Here is a 16,495-nt window from a genome sequence, read left to right as displayed (position 1 = left end):
GGTCAGTCCTGAGGAGCGGGGTTGGGGATGAGCTTGCCGCGGTGATAGATGGCGGTGATCCTGCGGGTGTTGCGGATGTCGGCGAGAGGGTTGGCGGTGAGGACGATGAGGTCGGCGGAGTAGCCGGGAGATATGAGGCCAACGTTCAGGGTGGGATCGAGGATGTGGATGAGCTTGCCGGTGTCCCCGGTGGCAATGGTGAGGGCCTGCAGCGGAGTGAGGCCTGCGGTGACGAGGTCCTCGAGCTCGCGGTGCTCGGAGAAACCCGGGATGCGGCCGGGCACGGCGCCGGAGTCGGTTCCGAAGGCGACGCTGACGCCTGCGTCGTAGAAAACTTTGAGGTTGTGGCGGGCCATTGCCTCGTCCTTCTGGTGCTGGGCGGTGTCGGCGGCGGCGAGAGTGTTGCTGCGGTAGCCGGGAGCCTCCAGTTTGGCGAGGAGCTGCGGGCCTGCCGCCTGGCGGAAGAACTCGGAGCGCATGATGGCGGGATCGGTGGCGTAGATGTAGAAGGCCTCGTCGAGCGCGAGCGTGGGGATGTACCAGGTGTGGTGCTGCAGCATGGAACGGATAAAGGCGTCGTCGACGGGCTGGTCGCGGACGGAGTGGGCGAGGACGTCGACACCGTCGGAGACGAGCTGGCGGGCGTCTTCGAGGGCGTACTCGTGCGCGGCGACGTGGAGGTGGTCGGCGTGGGCTTCGTCGATGACGGAGGCGTAGATGTCACTGGACATCTCGGGCATCTTGCCGTGCAGGGGATCGACCCAGACCTTGACGATGTCGGTGTGGAGCTGGGCAAAGCGGTCGACGTCGGCGCGAGCTTCGGCGGCGGTCCTGGGGCGGTCGACCTGATCGGGTGGGAGGTCAAAGGGTGGAGCGCCGCCGGGAGTACCGATGCCGCGACCGGCGGTGAGGATGGTCGCGCCGCCGAGCTGGCCCTGGCGCTGCTGCGAGCGAAGGGTGTAGACGAGGTCCTTGTTGAGGCCCAGCGAGACGATGGTGGTGACGCCATAGCGCTCGAACTGGTTGAGCGACGCGGTGACGTTGGGTAGCGTGTAGGCGTCGGGCGAGGCTGCGGCGTTGTCCTGCAGGAGACCGAGGTGCGAGTGCGCGCTGATGAGGCCGGGAATGACGGCTTTGCCGGTGCAGTCGACGACCGTGACACCGGAGGCAGGGTGGCTGGCGGCGGAGGTGACGGCGACGATGAGGCCGTCACGGACGAGGATGTCAGTGTGCGGACGCGGGGGCGCACCGGTGCCGTCGATCAGCGTGGCGTTGTGGAACAGGATGGGCTGCTGCGCCGTTGCTGCGAGAGGGATAGCTGCGAGGAGGGCGAGGAGAAGCCGGTTGCGCGTCGACATACTGCTTGAGATGGTCGCCGGATAAAGCCGGTTTCATGCTGCGGGCGATGTTCGTGTGGGAGTTGCTAGCGGACCTGGGGTTTGGCTTCGGGGCCGAAGAAGCGTTCGATCTGTGCGGCGAGAGCGGCGATGCTTGTGGAGCGGGTTGCGATGCCAGAATCATTTAGATTGAAGCTCTTGCGCCAGATTTCTTCGATGATCGGTTGAAGGCTGGAAGCGGTGAGTTGAGCGGTGGGCCATGTAGAGATGGCGGCGTAGAGATCCTCTTCTTCGGGCTCATACTCGTCGGCTGGGGCACCTTCGGCGAGGTGACCTTCGATGTCGGCTTCGCGGACGAGCTGCTGGATGGATTCGAGGTCGGGGGGCGGGGGCCAGGGTGCGGACATGGTTTCAGGTTACTTGGTGGCAGGGTCTTTGAGGTACTCGTGCGAGAGGGTGTGCTTCTGCTCGGCGATGGGGAGCAGGGTTGGGTAGAACTGGACGAAGGTGGTGGCGACGGCGCCGTGGGATTCGTGACAGGTGTAGCAGGTGGCGGGGGGCGGGATGAGCTTTGCTTCGGTGGCGCCGGCGGGGAGGTCGTAGAAGCGCCACTGACCGTGGTCCTTGACGTGGATCTCGTGGCCCATGACGGCGGTGGACTGGGTGTGGCCGCGCTTGTTGATGGAGATGGGGCTGTCGGCGCCGCGGATTTCGAGGATGAAGGTGGTCTGGTCGGGCCAGGTGCCGGTGGCGAGGAAGGCGCGGTAACTGGCCGGGTTGACGAAGACGTTGTCGAACATGTGGTGGCCAGGGTCGGCGGTGGAGGCGTAGCTCATGTCGACGCCGGAGGTGAGGAAGATCCACTCGCGATAGTTGGTGGGTGCGATGAGGTTGCCGGTAGTGGTGTAGGCGGGTGCTTCGGACGGCGTGGTGGCGGGTTGTGGAGAGGGGACGGCGGCGAGTAGAAAGAGACTGGCAAGCGCTGCGGCGATTTTGAGCATGGGGCGTCCTCGGTCCTGGGTGAAGGCTGATAGAGACACTACGCAGCGCCGAGGCTGGTGGTTCAGGGTCTCAAGCGGGTTGCTGTTGTGTACAGCAGTGTAGCGCGCCGAGGCCCCAGATGAAGTCGGTGCAGTGGATGCCGGCGATGGTGCGGTTGGGAAAGCAGTCAGCGAGGGTGTTGAGCGCGATGCGGTCGTTGGGGTCGTTGAAGGTGGGGACCAGGACCAGGTTATTGGCGATGTAGAAGTTCGCGTAGCTGGCCGGGAGGCGCTGGCTCTCGAAGACGACTGGCGCGGGCATGGGGAGCGTCTTGATGGTGAACGGTCGCTTCTTCAGGTTGCGGAAGGACCGGAGACGGTCGAGGTTTTCGGCAAGCGGAAGGTGGTTCTCGTCTGCGGTGTTGGGTTCGATGGTGGTGACGATAGTGTTTTCGTCCACGAAGCGGGCGATGTCGTCGACGTGGCCGTGGGTGTCGTCGCCGGCGCAGCCGTGGTTGAGCCAGAGGACCTGCTCGATGCCGAGGTAGTTGTGGAAGGCCTGTTCCAGCTGCTCACGGGAGACGCCGGGGTTGCGCTGTTGGATGTCGGAGAGCAGGCACTCCTCGGTGGTGAGCAGGACGCCGGCGCCGTTGGTGTCGATGGAGCCGCCTTCGAGGACGAGGCGGTGAGGCTTGCCGTTGGCGAGCGTGATGGTCGGCTCGAAGCTGGGCATCTTTTGGAGTTTGGCGACGTGCGCGGGAATCTTGTCGTCGTTCTTCCAGTTGGAGTATTTGGCCCAGGCGTTGAAGCGCCAGTTGGTGATGGCGGTTTCGCCCTTGGGGTTCTTGATGAAGATAGGGCCGGAGTCGCGGAGCCAGACGCGGTCGGTGGGCCAGCGGTGGAAGTGGATGCGGGCGAGGTCGGTGGCCTGGCGGCGGAGCATGGAGGTGGCGCGGCGCTCGGCGGCCTCGTCGTTGACGAGGATGTGGACGTCTTCGACCTGCGAGAGATGGCGGACGAGCTCGGCGTAGGCCCAGGGGATGGGTTGGAACTTGCCGGGCCAGTCGTCGGGGTTGTGGGGCCAGGCGATCCAGGTGGCGGCGTGCGGAGCCCACTCGGCGGGCATGCGGTAGTGCTGTTGGGCGGGTGTCTGTGTCACGTACTTATTTTAGTGGGTGGATGTTAGCGGGCGGCGAACAGGCGGAGTGGAGAGGTGATAGATTGCTTGTACTCCCTAACTGAGATTGGTTTCGCAGGAGATGTGCCGATGAAGTTCAGCAGTCTGCCTTCTTGCCGTGTTGTCGCCCTGTTCGTGGCTGTGGCGTGTTGTGCGCTCCCGACGCGGGCGCAGAAGCCCTACCATCCGCAGAAGGGCACGGAGATTTTGTGGGACAAGTGGGGCGTGCCGCACATCTTCGCGAGATCCAATGCGGATCTGTTTTATAGCTATGGCTGGGCGATGACGGAGGCGCATGGCGACCTGATGCTGCATGCCTATGGTGCCGGAAGGGCGCGGGCGGCGGAGTACTTTGGGCCGGGAGAACAGGGGCGGAATGTGCGCAGCGACCGGTGGGCTCTGCTGAATGAGGTGCCGCAGCGGTCGGCCGAGTGGCTGAAGGCGCAGACGCCGGAGTACCGCGGGTATCTGGATGCGTTTGCTGCGGGGATCAATGACTATGCGGCGAAGCATCCGGAGGCGATCAGCGCGGAGGTGAAGCCGGTGCTGCCGATTACGGCGCTGGACCTGATCGAGCGCGAGCAGCTTTTTTATAACTTTGAGTTTGAGGCGTCGTCGCGACTGATGGTGTCGCCGAAGACGGAGCGGGCGGAGGTGGAGTCACCGTTCGATCCGAGCAATCAGGACATGCAGGATGGGTCGAATGGGTGGGCCATTTCGCCGACGCACTCGGAGAACGGGAAGGCCATGCTGCTGATGAATCCGCATCTGGCGATGGCGGGGGAGCAGAGCTACTTCGAGGTGCAGTTGAGTGCTCCGGGGGTGGATTTGTATGGGGCTGGGCAGGTGGCGGTGCCGGCGCTGCGATTCATGTTTACTCCGCAGTTTGCGATGACGAATACGGTGAATACGAACCGGAGCACGCTGCTGTACCGGGTTACGGAGAAGGACGGCGGGTATGTGTTCGATGGCAAGGTGCTGCCGTACAAGACGGCCACGTACACGTTCAAGGTGAAGCAGGCGGATGGGAGCTTCACGACCGAGACGGTCGACGTGAAGAAGACGGTGCATGGGCCGGTGATTCGGTATGACGATGGCGTTCCGATCGCTCTGTATGTGGCGGGGCTGGACAAGCCGTTCATGCTGGAGCAGCTTTGGAAGATGGCGAATGCGAAGAGCCTGCAGGAGTGGCAGACGCAGGTCGCGCGGCTGAATATACCGATGTACAACATCATGTACGCGGACAAGGACGGGCACATCGAGTACCTATTCAATGCGAATGTGCCGCGCCGGAGCGAGGGCGACTGGGAGTTCTGGGGCAAGCCTGCGCCGGGAGACAGCTCGAAGTATTTGCCGACGGGGTCGCTGACGTATGAAGAGCTGCCGAAGCTGGTGGACCCGGCGAGTGGGTATGTGCAGAACTCGAATGAGCCGCCTTGGGATGCGGGCTGGCCGACGATGCTGAAGGCGAGCGATTTTCCGGCGTATCTGTCGCCGACGTTTGCGGCGCTACGGCCGGACCGCGGGCTAAGGATGCTGTCGACCGGTCTGTTGCCGGACGGGAAGATGTCGTACGAGATGCTGCTGGAGAAGAAGCTGTCGACGCGGATGGAACTGGCGGACCGGATGCTGCCGGAGCTGGAGGCGGCTGCGCAGACATATGGGACTCCGCTGGCGAAGCAGGCTGCGGATGTGCTGAAGGGGTGGGACCGGCAGGCTGAGGCGTCAAGCACCGGCGCGCTGCTGTTTTATACGTGGGCGCAGAAGTTTGTGAATCCTGCGGTGAGTGTGCAGACGGCGGCGGGACAGAAGAACTTCGCAGTGAAGTATGACGTGAATGAGCCGCTGACGACGCCGCGAGGGATCAAGGACCCGAAGCTCGCGGCGCAGCTGCTGGATGAGGCCGCGCAGGAGACGATCAAGACGTATGGGCGGCTGGACCGGCCGTGGGGCGAGGTGATGCGGCTGGAGATCAATGGGCAGAGCGATGGCGATGTGTCGGCTCCGCGCGGGACTGCGTTGAATGGGGTGGACCTGCCGGGGAATGGCGGGTATGGCAATCTCGGGATCATTCGCGTGATTACGTTTGGGCCGCTGATCGATGGGATCAAGACGCCGATCCATGGCGATGGCTTTACGCTGGCGGTGGAGTTTACGTCACCGATCAAGGCGAAGTCACTGGTGACGTATGGAGATTGCTCGCAGCCGGGGTGCGCGCACCATACGGACCAGCTGCCGTTGTTCGAGAAGAAAGAGTGGCGCGATGTGTGGCGGACGAAGGCCGAGGTGGAACAGCATCTGGAGAAGAGAGAGACGTTCTAACGCGTTAGTGCGCGGGCTCGTAGAAGGTGTAGGTGGCCTGATAAGGAACCTTGATGGTGACATCGACGTTCTGCGCGTCGCAGCCGGTGGCGGGGGCGGCTCCGCCTTGTGTGTTGGAGCGGCGCACCATGGTGACACCGGTGAGCGCGCCTATGGTCGAACCGGAGGGCGTAGCGTCAAGCAGCAGCCAAGCGACGCTGCCGGCTGACGGCTGCGACTGAACGACCTTGCCGGTGATGGCGCTGCCGTCGTTCCACGTCCAGGTGGGGCCGGCGGAGTGGGTGCCGACGGGCTGGTGCGTGGTGCGGTCGAAGAGCGTGGCCTGCGGCTCCTGGAACTTCCACTGGAACTTGCCGTCCTGCTGAACGCAGCTGTAGATCTGCACGCCGATGCCTTCGGCGGTGAGCTTCACCTGCACGGTGGAGGGCGGGGTGGTGGTGTCGGCTGCCTGCGGGGCGAGCGTGAGAGCGAGCAGGGCGAAGGGGAGGATCATGTGTGGCGGCTCCAGAGTTGCGCTGGAGAGATTGTAGCTTTGCCATCGGCGGAAAGCGGTCGGGCTCCGCCCGATACCCCACCCTTTCATCAAAGAACGACGAAAGGATGGGCCACCCGGTTGTTCGGTCTACTGCACGGCGTGGACGGGTGTTGGTTTGCCGGGGTTGAACTCTTCGCCGAGTGCTGGGGTGGATTTGATTTCGTCGGCGGGCGGGTTGTCGGCCTTGTTCACTTCGACGCCGAAGACGTAGCTGGGGCCAAACATGTTGCTGGTGAAGATGACCATCGAGGCATCGGGGGAGAAGCGCACGTTGGGCTCGAGGCGGTAGTTGTGGTGGGCCATGTTGACGAGGTGCTCGGAGACGAAGTAGCCGGGCTGGAAGAAGTCGGGGTCATTGAGCGCGCCGGTGGTGTCGACGAGGTGTGGGTGGAAGAGCTCGATCCACTCGCCGTCCTTGGCGCGGGCGACCTGGCCGGGATCGCCGCCATCGCCGGTGAAGATGTTGAGGTCCTTGGTGAGGTTGAAGTGGATGGACCAGTCGTTGCGCTCCATGTGGTAGGCGGTGCGCTTGCCGTTCTGGAGGTCGTAGCCGGCGAGGTAGAAGTCCTGGCCCTTGATGGGCTGCCAGTCGTACCAGATGGTCTCGCCGTCGATGCCCCAGAACTCGTGGCCGGCGATCTCCATGGCGATGCGGCGCTTGTGGATGAGGGTGTTGTGCGTGCCGTCGGTGTGGATCATCCAGATGCGGTTGACCTTCTGCCATGGGCCTTCATGGCAGTACATCAGCAAGTGCGGGTCCTTGGGGCTGAAGAGCAGGTGGTTGACCCAGTCGGTGGAATGCAGCAGTGGAGTGAGATGGCCGGTCTTGAGGTTGATGGTGTAGAGCGTGAGTGGGATGCGGGCAGCGAGGCGTTGTTCCATCATCTCGCCCTTGTTGGCGGGCTGCACGAGCGGGCCGTTCTGGACGCCCTTGGGAGCGACGCGCTGCTGGCCGTAGTCGCGGGAGTTGTCGCGGTTGTCGTTGATGGTGCCCGCGCCGAGTGTCTCGTCGGCGTTGATGGTGGCGACGTTCATGCCCTTGGGCAGAGCGGTGAGTTTGGTGATCTTTTTGGTGTAGACATCGGCCTTGTAGAGCGTGACAACGTGCGTGACGGGGTCGGCCTGCGAGTAGAAGACGGAGTTGGTGACGCGGCCGGCGATGATGGCATGGACTCCGCCGAAGCGGAACTGGTTCTCGTCAGCACCTGCGGGGCGCGGCGGGTTGGGGACGATGAGCCAGGACTTTTTGGTGGCGAGGTCCATGCCGTGGATGCCGTCGGGCGCGGAGTAGACCATCGTCTTGAGATCGGGGGTGTAGGCGTTGATGTTGAAGTAGAAGCCGGAGGAGCCGGGCTCGTCGGTGAGACGGAAGACGCGGTGGCCGGTGTCCTTGTCGACCCAGGTTTTGGGTGGGACGGCGCCGGTGCCGGAGGGCTTGAGGGGTTCGCGCTGGGCGGTAAGGGCAAGCGGCAGAAGGACGACGGCGGCGAAGGCCGCGAGAGTTCTGGTGTGGCGGTGCATGGAAAGCTCCTTGCAGGGTTCGGCGGACAGGTGCGGCGTGACGAGTTTGAACGTGCTGACACGTTTCAATGCGTCGGTCGAGCAGGCTGGCCGGCGAGATGTTTATACATGGAGACGATAGCGTTTGGGAAATTATTTCTGGATAGGAATTGTCGTGCTGCGGAATAGGTTGAATCCGGCAACCTGCTCGCCGAGGCTGGGAGCGGTTGCGAGGGTATCAATTACAGTTATTTCTTCTGTGGGGCTACGCTTCCAGGCGCATAGGCCTGCAATGAAGAAGCCCGGAATGACGGTGAATCCGACGATTGACTGATGACGCGCCGATATCACACTGTTTGGACGGGAATTTCTTTCAGAATGCTCGCGTTGTAAGGATTGTGTTAGTCGAGGAAGCGGCTGGTGATGCCGCCGTAGGCGTCGATGCGGCGGTCGCGGAGGAAGGGCCAGTGCTGGCGGGTGATCTCGACTTCCTTGCTGTCGAGATCGGCGTAGAGAATCTCTTCCTTGTCGTGCGAGGCCTTGGCGAGGATGCGGCCGAAGGGGTCTGCGATGAAGCTGCCGCCCCAGAACTCGATGCCGGATTGCGGAGTGTGGTCGCCGGGGCCGGGCATCTCGACGCCTTCGTGGATGACGTCTCCGTGCTCGTGGCCGACGCGGTTGACTGCGCAGACGAAGACTCCGTTGGCGATGGCGTGGGCACGCTGGATGGTCTGCCAGGCGTCGTACTGGCGGACGCCGTACTCGACCTTTTCGCTGGGGTGCCAGCCGATGGCGGTGGGAAAGAAGAGCGTCTCGGCGCCTTTGAGCGCGGTGACGCGGGCGCCTTCGGGGTACCACTGGTCCCAGCAGACGAGCGTGCCGATGGGGCCGGCGGAGGTGTGCTGGGCGAGGAAGCCGAGATCGCCGGGCGTGAAGTAGAACTTCTCGTAGTAGAGCGGGTCGTCGGGGATGTGCATCTTGCGGTAGATGCTGGCGATGTTATCTTTGGTCTCGCTGGCATGATCGAGGATGGCAGCGGTGTTGTGGTACAGACCCGCGGCCCGGCGCTCGAAGAGGCTGGCAATGACGACGATGTTGTGCTCGCGGACGACCTCGGCGAGTGCGGCGGTCGAGGGGCCGGGGATGGACTCGGCGGTGGAGAAGAGGGCGTGGTCCTCGCGCTGGCAGAAGTACTGCGCGCGGAAGAGCTCCGGCAGGCAGATGAGGCGGGCGCCGTTCTCGGCGGCCTCGCGCACGCGGGCGACGGCCTTGGCGAGGTTGGCCTCGGTGGAAGGCTCGCAGGACATCTGGATGAGGGCGACGCGGGTGGTGGTGTTCTTCATAGTGGACATTCGTTTCGTCTATACCAAGTGTATTTGAGCACCCTGTGGGCGCTGAAGATGCAGAAGCGCCGCTGGATATATGGAATTTTTACGTGAGCATCTGCTACTTTTGATAGTGACCCCGAAAAGGTTGTCTGGCGATCACCGCCTGCGGTTCGAACCGGGTTCCAAGCGCACTCGCAGCAAGCTGGTACATATCACCCATGCGGCAGAGATCCTGCCCATTCATGAAGGAGCACCATGTCGAGCGAATTTCGCAATTTTCTTGAGTTGTCGTACGAGGAGCTGGAAGAGCTCAACCTGAAGGCCAAAGAGCAGCGCAAGAAGCGCGTTTCGATCGATGTGATCCGCGAAGAGCGGTTGGCGTACCTGAACGACACGCCAGGCATCAAGGCTGTGACGGTGTTGTTCTCGGACCTCGAAGGCCGGCTGCACATGCTGGACTACGACAAGAAGTTCCTGGTGAAGAGCTACGACAACCTGACGTTCGATGGCAGCTCGATCCGCGGCTTTACGGCGCAGAAGGAGAGCGACCTTCGTCTGGGCCTCGACTGGAGCGCGTTCTACTGGGTGCCGGCGGACATCTTCGGCGCGGGCAAGGTGCTGATCTTCGGCGAGGTGATCGACAAGAACGGCGACCACTACTCAGGCGACCTGCGCGGTGTGCTGAAGGATTACGCGGACGCACAGTACAAGAAGAATGGCTACACGCTGAACGCTGCCAACGAAATCGAAGGCTTCCTATTCGAGGGCCTCGATGCGGAGCGCAACTACCCGCTGATCGGCAAGTTTGAATACACCAACCAGGGCGGCTACTACCATTCGCTGCCGGGCGACCCGCTGCGTGAGTTCATCGACATGACGGCCGAAGTGCAGCGCGCGATGGGCTTTGAGAACGAGAAGGACCATCCCGAGGTCGCGCCAAGCCAGTTCGAGATCAACTACAGCTACGGCGATGTGGTTGCGGCTGCTGACCAGATCCAGTTGTACAAGCTGATCTGCCGTCAGGTGGCAACGCAGATGGGCATGACGGCGAGCTTCCTGCCTAAGCCTGTGACGGGCGTGAACGGCTCGGGCATGCACACCAACGTGTCGATCACCAAGGGCGGCAAGAATCTGTTCTGGGACCCCAAGGGCGAAGAGAAGATCTCGAAGCTGGCTTGGACGTTCGTGGACAAGATCCTGACGCATGGCAACGACATCTGTCTGCTGTTCAATGCGAGCGTGAACTCGTACCGCCGTCTCGACCCGCACTTTGAGGCACCGAACCAGATCAAGGCATCGGCGACGGACCGCGGCTCGATGGTGCGCATCCCGATCGGCAACGAGAAGTCGGCGCGCGTTGAGGTGCGTTCGGTAGGCCCGGATGCGAACCCGTACCTGGTGCTGTACACGGTGTTCAAGACTGGCCTCGACGGCAACCTGTCGAAGGCGAAGAACCTGCGCCAGGCAGAGCGCTATCTGCCGGACAACATCTACACGGCGCTCGAGGACTTCCGCGCGGCGGAGTGGTGCTCGACGATGCTGGGTGCCGATGTGAAGGAGCGCTATGCGGAGCTGAAACAGGGCTCGGCGGACCGTTGCCCGCGCCTGCTGGGCTCGCAGATCAAGCCGTGCGAGATCCAGTTCCACCACGAGGTCTACAACCAGCTCCTGTGGGGCCAGTTCTAAGGTTCACGGCGCAATAGAAAAAGAGGGACTCGGCTGTAGCCGGGTCCCTTGCTTTTTGGTGAATAGCTATTGCTTCGGTGCAGGCAGCAAGGCCGTGATGCTTGCAGCTGCCTGCGCTGCCTGCACCTCATAGCCTTCGGGTTTGTAGTGGACAGTTCCGTTATGCAGGCCCTGGTGCTGCAACATCAGCGCGTGCTGGTCGTCGACCGTGATTTTGTTTTGCTGCATCAGAGAAAGTGCCAGTGCATTCCGTTGATCGATGCGCGGGTTCGTAGCTCCCACGCCTTTGGAGTCCTCCGTCACAGGTGTCGTGCTTGCCCATAACAGCCTGGCGGCAGGTGCGTGGTGCCGAATGGCCGCGAGCATCGTCTTCAGTCCGCCAGCGTACTGGGTTTCTGTGTATCCCCAGCCGTGCATGCCGTTGTTGAAGTGGATGACGGAGAACGGCACTTTATATAGGGCAAACAGATCGTTCAGTTGGCCGGGTAACCGGGGGTCTCCGGCGGCGGCGGATGTGGCGTAGAGATAGCAGTTGGCTTTGCCTTGAAGATCCTTCACTACATCCGGATAGTAGCCGCGGGTGATGGAGTCGCCGATCAGTAGAACGTTGGGCAGGGCGGGGTCGGGATGCTCAGGGCGGACAGCCCACGTCCACTCGATGGGCTCGTCGATGATGGACGCGGAAGCAGTCTGTGAATGAAGTGGAGTCACGCCGCAGAACATGGTTGTCAGGGTGACGGCGATCAGTGCTTTGCTGGCCGATGATAGTTTCATGCGCGAAATCATACGTTCATGAATGCGAGATCGTCACGTCGTTGAGTTTCCGGACGGTGTGGCCGGTTTTCGCGCAGTCTGTGATGCCGGTTGAGACAGTGGCGCTGGGGAAACGTATCATGAAGAAGGCGTAGGTGGTGAGTGCAACGCCAGGACATGATGGATGACAGGAGAGAGACGCGAATGCGGAAGAAGGTAACGATTGTTGGAGCCGGCAATGTCGGCGCGACTGCGGCGCATTGGATTGCGGCGAAGGAGCTTGCGGATGTGGTGCTGATCGACGTGGTCGAGGGTGTGCCTCAGGGCAAGGCGCTGGACCTGGCCGAGGCGATGCCGATCGAGAAGCGCGACGTGTCGCTGGTGGGCACCAATGACTATGCCGATACGGCGAACTCCGACATCGTGGTGATCACGGCAGGCATTGCGCGGAAGCCGGGCATGAGCCGCGATGACCTGCTGAACACCAACTTCAAGATCATGAGCGATGTGGTGGAGAAGGCAGTCGCCGCTTCGCCGAATGCGATCTTGATCATCGTTTCGAACCCGCTGGATGCAATGGCACAGACGGCGTTCAAGAAGGCCGGGCTGCCGCGTGAGCGCGTGATCGGCATGGCCGGCGTGCTGGACTCGGCGCGTTTCCGGACGTTTATTGCGGAGGAGCTGAACGTGTCGGTGGAGAACGTGACGGCGTTTGTGCTGGGCGGCCACGGCGACACGATGGTGCCGCTGTCGCGCTACTCGACGGTAGCGGGGATTCCGATTACGGAGCTGATTGAGCCGACGAAGCTGAAGGCCCTGGAAGATCGCACGGCCAATGGCGGCGCGGAGATTGTGAAGTATCTGAAGACGGGTTCGGCGTACTACGCTCCGTCGGCTGCGGCTGTGGAGATGGTCGAGGCGATCCTGAAGGACAAGAAGAAGATCCTGCCGTGCGCTGCGTATCTGCAGGGCGAGTATGGCATCTCGGGCCTGTATGTTGGCGTGCCTTGCAAGCTGGGCGCGAAGGGGCTGGAGCAGATCATCGAGATCAAGCTTACGGACGACGAGCAGGCTGCACTGAACAAGAGCGCCGCTGCGGTGAAAGAGCTGTGCACGGTGATCGGCGTCGCGTAACTGCTCGGCTCGAATGAGTGAAGAGGCAGCCTGCCGTGGCTGCCTCTTTGCTTTTGTTGTGATGCCATTGCGGGCTAGACGTCGAGGCGATTCGACGCGGCCACGCGCCCGTACCAATGGCCTGAGTCCTTGATGGTGCGCTTCTGATTGCGGAAGTCGGTGTAGATGAGGCCATAGCGCTCGGTGTATCCTTCGGCCCACTGGAAGTTATCGAGCAGCGTCCAAGCGTGATAGGCACGGACGCGCGCGCCCTCCGCGATGGCGCGGGAGAGTTCGGCGAGCACCTCGCGATACCAGAGGATGCGGCGCCCGTCGGGGATGCGCCCCTGCAGTTCCGCGTCGGGGCCGTCGAGGTAGCCACAACCACTCTCGGTGATCTCGATGGCGGGATGGTTATAGTCGTGGCTGATGCGTGTGACGAGGTCGTAGATGCCTCGCGGCCAAACTTCAAGGCCGGATTCGGTGAGCGGGCCTTCGGTCGGCATCGCAGCGCGGAACCGCGTGTACGGATCGCGGCCACCGGGTGAGTTGCTCTCGATCTCGGTGCCGCTGAAGTTGCCGCCGCTCTCGAACTTCTCTTTGCTGGCGTCCGATACCACGCGGCGCGTATAGAAGTGGAAGCCCACCCAGTCCAGCGGTGCGTAGAGAATCTTTTCATCGCCGGGTTTGAAGCCCATGATGTCGAGCGGTGGCTCGCCTACGAACGCCTTTGGGTAATGTCCGTGCATCGCGGCTTCGAGGAAGAAGACGTTGTTCATCGCGTGATAACGCTCGGTGGCGGCACGGTCGTCAGCGGAGTCTGTCTTCGGATAGGCAGGTGCCATCTCGTAGGCGCTGCCCACAGTGGCTTTGGGAGAGGCGGCTTTAACAGCGCGATGCGCTTCACCCTGCGCAAGCGCGAGCGTGTGTGCGGCCTTCAAGAAGTCGCTGAAGCTGGTGCGGCAGGGCGGAAAGGTCCCTGCGGCATAACCCATGAAGGCGATGGCCCACGGCATGTTGAAGGGGGCCCAGACGGTGATGCGGTCGCCGAGATGCTTCGCGAGGATGCCGGCGTAGTCGGCGAAGTAGTTGGCGAGTTCGCGGTTGGGCCATCCACCGCGGTCTTCCAGCGCCTGCGGCAAGTCCCAGTGGTACATCGTGCACCACGGACGGATGCCGGCCTCCAGCAGCATGTCGACGAAGCGGCTGTAGTGGTCGATCCCTTTCATATTGGGTGCGCCGACCCCGGTGGGCTGAATACGCGGCCACGAGATGGAGAAACGATAGCTCTTGATGTTGAGCTGCTTGGCGAGAGCGATGTCCTGCGGATAAAGGTGATACTGGTCGCACGCCACATCGCCGGTGACGTTGCCGCGTACCTTGCCGGGCGTATGGGTAAAGCGGTCCCATATGGATTCGCCTTTGCCATCCTCGTTCCACGCGCCCTCATTCTGGTAGGAGGCCGTGGCGACGCCCCAGAGAAAACCTTCAGGGAAGTGGGCTTGCCGGATGACGGAGCCGGGGATGGAGCCTGGAAACGGACCGGCTGAGCCGGCAGTCGAAATGGCTGTGCTTTGCGCTGTAGCGGAGTCGATCGTAGGGGAAAGGGTGGCCCCCGCAAAGGCTGCAAGAGAGCGGGCAGCAAACTGACGACGATTCATAGGAAAACCTTTGTCTACAGGGGGAAATTGACTTTCGTCGAGCACCCACCATAGTACATGGGTACTTCCGCAGCGAGGTTCCATTCGCTTCGTGCCAAGAAAAAAGGGCCTGAGATCAGGCCCTTCTCTCTTGTATACGTGCAGGGACTAGCTGCGGTTGATGGTGACGCTCTCGAGCACGACCGGAGTCTTGGGGCGGTCCATGCCATCGCGGGGGACCTTGCTGATCTTCTCGACGATGTCGTAGCCTTCGATGACTTCGCCGAAGATGGTGTGCTTGCCAGTGAGCCAGCTAGTGTCGGTAACGGTGATGAAGAACTGGCTGCCGTTGGTGTTGGGGCCGGCGTTAGCCATGGCGAGTTTGCCGGGCGTCTTGAAGTGGTGGGGGCTGCCCTTGGTCTCGTCCGCAAACTTGTAGCCGGGGCCACCCATACCGGAGCCTTGGGGATCCCCACCCTGGATCATGAACTCGGGGATGACACGGTGGAAGATGGTGCCGTCGTAGAGCTTATCGCCCCTCTTGCCGGGCGCGTCCCACTTCTTGGTGCCTTCGGCGAGGCCGATGAAGTTGGCGACGGTCTCGGGGGCTTCTGCCTCAAAGAGCTTACAGACGATGGTGCCTTCGCTGGTCTTGAAGGTGGCGGTGGTGGACATGGGTTCTCCTGTCTTTCGTTTGGATGAGCGCGCGACGTTCGCGGGCCCATGGTGTGGAGTTGTGTTGCGGGAAAAGAGTTATTGCGGCGCCGCGGGCGGATGCGTCTGTGGCGTGGCGCCATCGGGTACGACGTTCTGCGGGCCAGGTGGGACGACTCCCGGTGCTGGTGGAATGGGTTGGCCCTCCGGCACGACGGTGACCTTTTTGATGATGACCGGGGTCGTGGGCTTGTCGTTGGCGTCGCGGTCCACACGTGCGATGGTGGCGACGATGAGCACGGAGTGCGGATCGCACTGGCCGAAGATGTTGTACTTGCCGTTCAGCGTAGGCTGCGGCGCTTCTGTGATGAAGAACTGGCTGCCATTGGTGTTGGGGCCGGAGTTCGCCATGGCGAGCATGCCGGGAACGTCGAAGCGCAGCGAGGGTGATAGCTCGTCGTTGAAGTAGTAACCTGCGTCGCCGGTGCCGTCACCGGCGGGGTCGCCGCCCTGGATCATGAAGCCGGGGATGACGCGGTGAAATGTGAGGCCGTCGTAGAACGGCTTGCCGGTGACCTGCTGCTTGGTCACGATGTCTGTGTAGGGCTTGGTGCCGGTGGCGAGGCCGACGAAGTTGGCGACGGTGTTTGGCGCTTCTACGCTGAAGAGCTTGCAGGTGATGCGGCCCATGGTGGTGTCAAAGAGCACCGTGGGGCCGGTGGGCACGGCCGGCGGCTCTTCATGCGCCGTGGTCGAAGGCGCGTCCGGCAGTGCAGCCGGCGACTGCGCTGCTGGAGCTTGAGTTGCCGGTGCCTGTGTTTCCGGCGTCTGTGCGACAGCTCCGAAGGTGGCGAGCGCGAGGGTGCAGAGCAGGGTGCGAACGGGGAGGGTTGCTGTCATCATCAAGGTTTGTTCCAGAGACTGCCGTGCGATTTTTCGTGCAGAGTTAAGGCTACTCCATTCGCGGCTACGGTGAAAGCCGGGCTACGTTCGTGATGGGAGCCGTCGCGACGCCGACAAAGGAGTCCTCGGTGCCGTAGTAGAGGAACCATCGGCCATTGAAGGGCACGAGGCCTTCGGCGAATGTGGTTCCGGCGGCGTACTGGCCGGTGCGCTCGAAGCCGAAGGCGCGTACACTGACTTTTGCAGCAAAGTTCCGCAGGAGGTTACAAGATGGCAACAAAGGCAATCTGGGTGATGTTGAAGGCGAAGCCGGGCAAAGAGAGTGCGGTGGAGGCATTCCTGAAGCAGGGCGCGGTGATGAGCCACGACGAGCCGCAGACGGTGAGTTGGTATGGAGTGAAGATTGCGGACGGCATGTACGGCGTCTTCGATACCTTTGATGATGAAGCGGGCCGCGATGCGCATATGAACGGCGAGATCGCGAAGGCGCTGATGGCTAATGCGGCTGAGCTCTTCTCTAATGAGCTAAAGATCGAGAAGATGGATATTCTCGCCGACAAGTAAGGT

At 62.3% G+C, this 16,495-nt stretch carries 16 protein-coding genes; 4 read left to right on the top strand and 12 right to left on the bottom strand.

Features of this window, described 5'->3' with window-relative positions:
- Window positions 1-2: 2 nt before the first annotated feature.
- The 4 genes from GOB94_RS02920 to GOB94_RS02905 form a co-directional block, all read right to left on the bottom strand.
- Window positions 3-1,358, bottom strand: coding sequence for an amidohydrolase family protein (locus GOB94_RS02920; protein ID WP_182277427.1), 1,356 nt, complete (start codon window positions 1,356-1,358; stop codon window positions 3-5).
- Window positions 1,359-1,423: 65 nt separating this feature from the next.
- Window positions 1,424-1,744 carry a hypothetical protein gene (locus GOB94_RS02915; protein ID WP_182277426.1) on the bottom strand — a complete coding sequence of 107 codons (321 nt, stop codon included), beginning with the start codon at window positions 1,742-1,744 and terminating at the stop codon, window positions 1,424-1,426.
- 9 nt (window positions 1,745-1,753) lie between these two features.
- Window positions 1,754-2,338: a cytochrome P460 family protein gene (locus GOB94_RS02910; RefSeq protein ID WP_182277425.1), complete on the bottom strand. Its 585-nt coding sequence runs from the start codon at window positions 2,336-2,338 to the stop codon at window positions 1,754-1,756.
- A 70-nt stretch (window positions 2,339-2,408) separates the two neighbouring features.
- Window positions 2,409-3,443 (bottom strand): agmatine deiminase family protein, encoded by a 1,035-nt coding sequence (locus tag GOB94_RS02905; protein WP_182278394.1) that lies wholly within the window; start codon window positions 3,441-3,443, stop codon window positions 2,409-2,411.
- Between the two features lie 141 nt (window positions 3,444-3,584).
- Here GOB94_RS02905 and GOB94_RS02900 point away from each other — a divergent pair, with 141 nt between their 5' ends.
- A complete protein-coding gene (locus GOB94_RS02900; RefSeq protein ID WP_182277424.1) occupies window positions 3,585-5,816 on the top strand; it encodes a penicillin acylase family protein in 2,232 nt (743 codons plus the stop codon).
- 4 nt (window positions 5,817-5,820) lie between these two features.
- Here GOB94_RS02900 and GOB94_RS02895 read toward each other — a convergent pair whose 3' ends face one another.
- The 3 genes from GOB94_RS02895 to GOB94_RS02885 form a co-directional block, all read right to left on the bottom strand.
- The gene (locus GOB94_RS02895; protein ID WP_182277423.1) at window positions 5,821-6,309 is read right to left on the bottom strand and encodes a DUF3455 domain-containing protein; all 489 of its coding nucleotides are present in this window, start codon (window positions 6,307-6,309) and stop codon (window positions 5,821-5,823) included.
- Between the two features lie 129 nt (window positions 6,310-6,438).
- Entirely contained in the window at window positions 6,439-7,872 is a 1,434-nt protein-coding gene (locus GOB94_RS02890; RefSeq protein WP_182277422.1) for an oligogalacturonate lyase family protein, read from the bottom strand.
- A gap of 380 nt (window positions 7,873-8,252) precedes the next feature.
- Window positions 8,253-9,194, bottom strand: a complete 942-nt coding sequence (locus GOB94_RS02885) for a carbon-nitrogen hydrolase (RefSeq protein ID WP_182278393.1) — start codon at window positions 9,192-9,194, stop codon at window positions 8,253-8,255.
- 240 nt (window positions 9,195-9,434) lie between these two features.
- Between GOB94_RS02885 and GOB94_RS02880 the strand changes: the two genes are divergently transcribed.
- Window positions 9,435-10,865 (top strand): glutamine synthetase family protein, encoded by a 1,431-nt coding sequence (locus tag GOB94_RS02880; RefSeq protein ID WP_182277421.1) that lies wholly within the window; start codon window positions 9,435-9,437, stop codon window positions 10,863-10,865.
- A gap of 66 nt (window positions 10,866-10,931) precedes the next feature.
- Here the strand turns inward: GOB94_RS02880 and GOB94_RS02875 are convergent, their stop codons facing one another.
- Window positions 10,932-11,639, bottom strand: a complete 708-nt coding sequence (locus tag GOB94_RS02875; RefSeq protein ID WP_182277420.1) for an SGNH/GDSL hydrolase family protein — start codon at window positions 11,637-11,639, stop codon at window positions 10,932-10,934.
- Window positions 11,640-11,822: 183 nt separating this feature from the next.
- Here GOB94_RS02875 and mdh point away from each other — a divergent pair, with 183 nt between their 5' ends.
- The gene (gene mdh, locus GOB94_RS02870; protein WP_182277419.1) at window positions 11,823-12,752 is read left to right on the top strand and encodes a malate dehydrogenase; all 930 of its coding nucleotides are present in this window, start codon (window positions 11,823-11,825) and stop codon (window positions 12,750-12,752) included.
- A gap of 74 nt (window positions 12,753-12,826) precedes the next feature.
- On the opposite strand, the gene GOB94_RS02865 is transcribed toward mdh, so the two are convergent.
- The 4 genes from GOB94_RS02865 to GOB94_RS02850 form a co-directional block, all read right to left on the bottom strand.
- Window positions 12,827-14,392, bottom strand: a complete 1,566-nt coding sequence (locus GOB94_RS02865) for a family 1 glycosylhydrolase (protein WP_182277418.1) — start codon at window positions 14,390-14,392, stop codon at window positions 12,827-12,829.
- A gap of 147 nt (window positions 14,393-14,539) precedes the next feature.
- Entirely contained in the window at window positions 14,540-15,046 is a 507-nt protein-coding gene (locus tag GOB94_RS02860; protein ID WP_182277417.1) for a peptidylprolyl isomerase, read from the bottom strand.
- Between the two features lie 78 nt (window positions 15,047-15,124).
- Window positions 15,125-15,928 carry a peptidylprolyl isomerase gene (locus tag GOB94_RS02855; protein WP_182277416.1) on the bottom strand — a complete coding sequence of 268 codons (804 nt, stop codon included), beginning with the start codon at window positions 15,926-15,928 and terminating at the stop codon, window positions 15,125-15,127.
- Between the two features lie 64 nt (window positions 15,929-15,992).
- Window positions 15,993-16,208: a hypothetical protein gene (locus GOB94_RS02850; RefSeq protein WP_182278699.1), complete on the bottom strand. Its 216-nt coding sequence runs from the start codon at window positions 16,206-16,208 to the stop codon at window positions 15,993-15,995.
- Here GOB94_RS02850 and GOB94_RS02845 point away from each other — a divergent pair.
- Window positions 16,199-16,492, top strand: a complete 294-nt coding sequence (locus GOB94_RS02845; RefSeq protein ID WP_182277415.1) for an antibiotic biosynthesis monooxygenase — start codon at window positions 16,199-16,201, stop codon at window positions 16,490-16,492. The two genes, GOB94_RS02850 and GOB94_RS02845, sit on opposite strands and share 10 nt — an antisense overlap.
- The last annotated feature ends 3 nt before the right edge of the window (window positions 16,493-16,495 follow it).

This window comes from Granulicella sp. 5B5 (assembly GCF_014083945.1).
GTDB lineage: Bacteria > Acidobacteriota > Terriglobia > Terriglobales > Acidobacteriaceae > Granulicella.
The sequence above is the reverse complement of the archived record's forward strand: the minus strand, read 5'-3'. Positions and strand labels throughout refer to the sequence as shown.